We start from the raw sequence: 4,395 nt of genomic DNA, 5'->3' as shown, positions 1-4,395 counted from the left end.
CAAGATTCTTCTCAAAGTCCCCCTTTTTAAGGGGGATTTAGGGGGATCGAAATATATGCAACTTCACATTAAATTGGCATTAGGTGCAATTAACACAGTTGGCTCACGCCCACTCAAGCGATGAGGCACATCTCGCAACCCTTCCTAATAATCAGAGGACAATACATAGTTTGTATTATCTGAAGGTATTGCACTTATAATCATTCCATTCTGCCCTATCGGGACTTTTACAAATTTTGTTGCATCAACCTGGTAAATGACTACAAGCTCTCTCCTACTTTCTTGCTGACGGATATTATAACCATAGGTCTTGTACTTTCCATCCTTCAACAAGTCCTGGAGAAACCTCAGTAAATTCGCATTGCCATGAACTCCGAACATTCTGGCGAAATCTTCCGTATGTCGCAAGCTTATATGGAGGAACCCAAAATTAGCGTCGCCATACGTCAGCAATATCTCTTCGGTGTTATTTGGCGCGAAATATTGGTTTATTTCATTTTTCGCCTGAACATCATCGGTGATGGCATCCGAGATTTTGACTGTCCAGTCCATCCATTGTTGCATAATTATACCACTTCTTGATTGCTTTCTAAGTTTTGACGTTTTTATTCGTGATTTCTGATTTAAGCTGCCAAAATACTGGCAAAATTACACGCATTAAGCTCTAGTATTTCCCTAAAATATCGCCAAAAGTTACGCTGGGGATTAAGGCTAATTTGAAGTAGTTAAACTCAAAATAAACGAACCCTCATCTTCATGCTCAAAAAACTCTTAAAAATAGAAAATACGATACCAAGGAGGAGAGAGGGACGATCGCACATTCTCCCGCAACTTTCCCCACCGGCTGCCGTTGTCGCCCCCACACCACCGGCACCACTCACCCCTTACTTCCAATACCAATTTTCTTAGACAATGAAACAGTTGTGAACCTCCAAAACGGTGCAGCCACGGGGAGACTGCCCCTAGTATCTGTTTCCTGATAAAATTAAATTCCTCCAACCTCCCTCCAGAAGTCGCCGCAACAAAATCCGAATCAGAATCCTCCACAGATACCGCTACCTGCGGCAATTTCTCATCCCCAAAAGTCTCCACTTTCTTCACCGCAACAGATAACGTCACCGGCTCCCCTGCTCCCGCTTCAACTGCTGCATTCGGCTGGGACATTTCCTCAGTTGCCGACTCAGTTGCAGCTAAGGTTGGCGTAACTGATAACTCCGTATCAGTCCGATCCTCCCCAACAAAATATCCCCGCAACTCAAGAGCCAGAATTGCGCGCGCCTGGGAGATGCGCTTGCAGACATTCTGGTAGGAAATCTCTTGCTGTTGGGCAATATCTTGATGAGAAAGTTCCCCATAAAAGTGCAGGATAAAAGTCTCGCGCAGCCTTGGCTGTAAGTTATCAATAGCGTCGCGAATCACCCTCTTTTTCTCGTCACAATCCAAGGCGCTTGCTGGTGTGTCGTCAACAGAAACCAGTCCTAGCTCGTCGCGATCGCCGTAAATTTCTATATCCTCAACTTGGTTCGCACCTCGGCGGCGCGTTAGATCGATCCAGAAATTACGAGTCAGCGTCGTTAGCCAAGATTTAAAGTTCTCGATTTTTCCTGCGAATTTTTGCGTTTTTTCCCAGGCTTTGACCATCGCCTGACTCAGCAAGTCTTCCGCCTCCGTTGAGTTGCCGTTCATCCACTTGAGACAGCAACGCAACAGGTAGTCTCGGTGCTGTTGGAAGATTTGCCAGAAGGCGTGAATTTCCCCGGCGGCAAGGCGTTGTAAGAGTTGGTGTTCTTCTGTTCGGGTTAGGATGTGGTTAATAGTGGCTGGCATCATCATAATTTCACTGAGCCAATTAATTGAAAGGCAATATTCAAGGTTTAATTATTGTCAGCGTGATTCATGAATCACCCCGACTCAGCAAAATCAAGCAAAAGGAACCGAGAAAAGGACACCGCCCTCGGTATAAGGCACTAGCAAAGGGCTAACACTAATACCTAAGTTGCGCTCGGTTAGCTCTTGATAGTTCCCCACTGCGGAAATCGCATTCAAAGCGAAATTATTCGACAAACCTAGACTTTCACCCACATTTCCTTCCACTCCCAAAAAGCGGCGGACAACTGGATCGGAACTATTGATTTGCTGGCGCACATTTTCAGAAGTTAAACCCAGCTCTAACGCTTCATAAACAGAATAAGTAACGCCTGTTACCACATCCTTCCACTGGGATTGATTCTCATCCACCACCATTGCTAAAGGCTCCTCTCCCAAAACATCTGGAAATGGCTGATGTTTGTCTCGCTGGTCGGGGGGTAAGGTGAGAAGACTAGAGATAATCAGACCCCCATTGCCGGTGAGCGCATCCAATTCGCCCTTTATATAACGATCGAATAGAGCCTCCAAGCTATTTAAGGCTACGACTTCCGCATTAATGCCCGCAGCTTTCAGCTTTTCTCGCAGAGTTACCTCAGAATTGGTATTTGCACTCACGCCAATTCGGCGACCGCCAAGCTGTTCAAAAGAGGTAATTCCGCTGGCGGTTGGTGTTACCACAACTTGAGCATCGTAAGCATTAATGGGGGCAAAATCTACCCCCAGCAAAGCATCCCGCTTGAGGTTGTGGCTGGCATTGCGGCTAGTTACATCAACGATGCCATTGGCGACATCGCTGAAGCGCTGAGGCCCAGTTGTCTGAATCACGAATTCCACTGCCTTGGGGTCGCCAAATAGGGAAGCTGCTAGTGCCCGACCAAAATCCACATCAAATCCGCTTAAGTTGCCCTTGGAGTCAGCAAAACCAACTCCTGGCGCGTCATTTCTCACCCCGACACGCACGAAACCCCGGTCTAAAACTTCCTGTAAAACGTTGCGGTTGTCGTTATTTACCAAGGGCACGGTTAATTGGTCAGTCCCCGAAAAGGGTAGATAATAAAGCAGTCCCCCAGGCTTGACAAACATTAGCTCATTGAGCCCGCGCGGCAGCACTTTGGGATTGAAATTGCGATTGTAAATTTCTTCGTAATTACCAATTTGTTTGATAACTTTCAACGCAAAATCATTTTTGAGTCCCAGGGATTCTCCTAACTTTCCTTCCACGCCTAAGAAGCTCTTGGTGGCGGAATTTTTATCAAGAAATTCATTCACATTCTGGGAGTTAATACCAAAGAATTCGGCTTGGATGGGAGCGCTGACCACCCAGCGCACCACATCAGCCCATTCAGACTGATTTTCCGGCACGACGAGTGCTAAAGGCTCTTTAGAAATGGCTTCATCCAGGATGACTTGATTTCCCGGATTGGATAAGGTGGGAATGCGATTGCTCAGCACCCCGCGATTAATGGAAACAGCGCCCAATTTCCCCGCATCGTAGGCAGCAAATAAGGTATCTTGAGAAGGAAAAGTTTGGATGTTGAGGGCGATTCCGGCACGTTTGGCGGCATCTTTTAAATTTTGCTCAGAGCGCGTTCCTGCTAATACGCCGATGGTTGTTCCTGGTAACTGCTTAACAGAACTAATTCCACTATTACCGCGCACCAATACCGCTTGAGTGTCGAAGAAAACCGTAGGCGAAAAATCTACTCCTAAACTGGCATCGCGGAGCACAGATTGAGTAGGCAAAGTGGCGGCGATATCGACTGCGCCACTGGCTACGCTGTTAAAGTCTTTGCCTGCCTCGACGACTACGAATTCTACTGCTTTCGGGTTATCGAACAAAGCGGTGGCTAAGGCGCGACTAAAATCAATGCCAATCCCACTAAATGAACCGTCGGATTCCCGCTTGCTAAATCCGATCGCATCTTCGCTAACTGCAACCCGCACAAACCCGCGCTTTAAAATTTCTTGAAGTTTAGAACCTGTGGGTGTGTTACTGGCAACGGGTTTGCGACCTTCAGCCGCTCCAAACCGCGCATAATGTTCAAATCCGCTTGACAAACTACCCTTGGCAACTGCTGCTGCTACCTCGGGGTTAGCATCTAGATAAAATTGCTCTTTGAATGAAATTTGTGGCTTTCTTTTTTCATTAAAACCAAACTTTACCCAATGCTCGAACCCGTTGGGAATAAGGCCAGAAGCTACGGCTTTTGCCACTTCTGGATTTTCTTGCAGATAGGTGGTTTCGTTGTAGTTAAGAATGGTCATAATGCTGGTAATTAGATAATTTGTGTGCTCAATTGGCAGGGGTTCCGATAAAGGCTCATTTCTACTCCAACCGCAGCCAATTCCCGCAGGTTTCTGTTGTTGGATAGTTTTGAATTTTATCCAAGCTGAAAACCCTTACTTTTCCGGCGGGTTCTTCGATCGACCCTACAAGATTCATCCCAAAATGATACAATGCCTTTTTTTGAGGCTGCATCCTTTCCATGTCTGTATCAGGGCTCCCCTCCGCCGCCCCTGTCAGTC

The 4,395-nt window shown here is 46.7% G+C and carries 4 protein-coding genes; all 4 read right to left on the bottom strand.

The genetic code is table 11. The annotated features are described in order from the left end of the window. Positions 1-144: 144 nt before the first annotated feature. Positions 145-564, bottom strand: coding sequence for a hypothetical protein (locus tag QT974_RS31625; RefSeq protein WP_333472330.1), 420 nt, complete (start codon positions 562-564; stop codon positions 145-147). Between the two features lie 207 nt (positions 565-771). Then, positions 772-1,833 (bottom strand): RNA polymerase sigma factor, encoded by a 1,062-nt coding sequence (locus tag QT974_RS31620; RefSeq protein ID WP_333472329.1) that lies wholly within the window; start codon positions 1,831-1,833, stop codon positions 772-774. Between the two features lie 87 nt (positions 1,834-1,920). Further along, positions 1,921-4,134: an amino acid ABC transporter substrate-binding protein gene (locus tag QT974_RS31615; protein ID WP_333472328.1), complete on the bottom strand. Its 2,214-nt coding sequence runs from the start codon at positions 4,132-4,134 to the stop codon at positions 1,921-1,923. Between the two features lie 61 nt (positions 4,135-4,195). Beyond that, positions 4,196-4,395 (bottom strand): hypothetical protein (locus QT974_RS31610; protein ID WP_333472327.1); only part of this gene is annotated, 200 nt, incomplete at its 5' end.

This window comes from Microcoleus sp. BM001215392 (genome assembly GCF_036700185.1).
Classification (GTDB): Bacteria; Cyanobacteriota; Cyanobacteriia; order Cyanobacteriales; family Microcoleaceae; genus Microcoleus.
Note: the sequence above shows the minus strand (reverse complement) of the source record. Positions and strands in the feature narration are given on the sequence as shown.

Coding starts and splice junctions, on each gene's coding strand:
- QT974_RS31625 (WP_333472330.1), bottom strand. CDS start 564: ATGCAACAATGGATGGACTGGACAGTCAAAATCTCGGATGCCATCACC.
- QT974_RS31620 (WP_333472329.1), bottom strand. CDS start 1,833: ATGATGATGCCAGCCACTATTAACCACATCCTAACCCGAACAGAAGAA.
- QT974_RS31615 (WP_333472328.1), bottom strand. CDS start 4,134: ATGACCATTCTTAACTACAACGAAACCACCTATCTGCAAGAAAATCCA.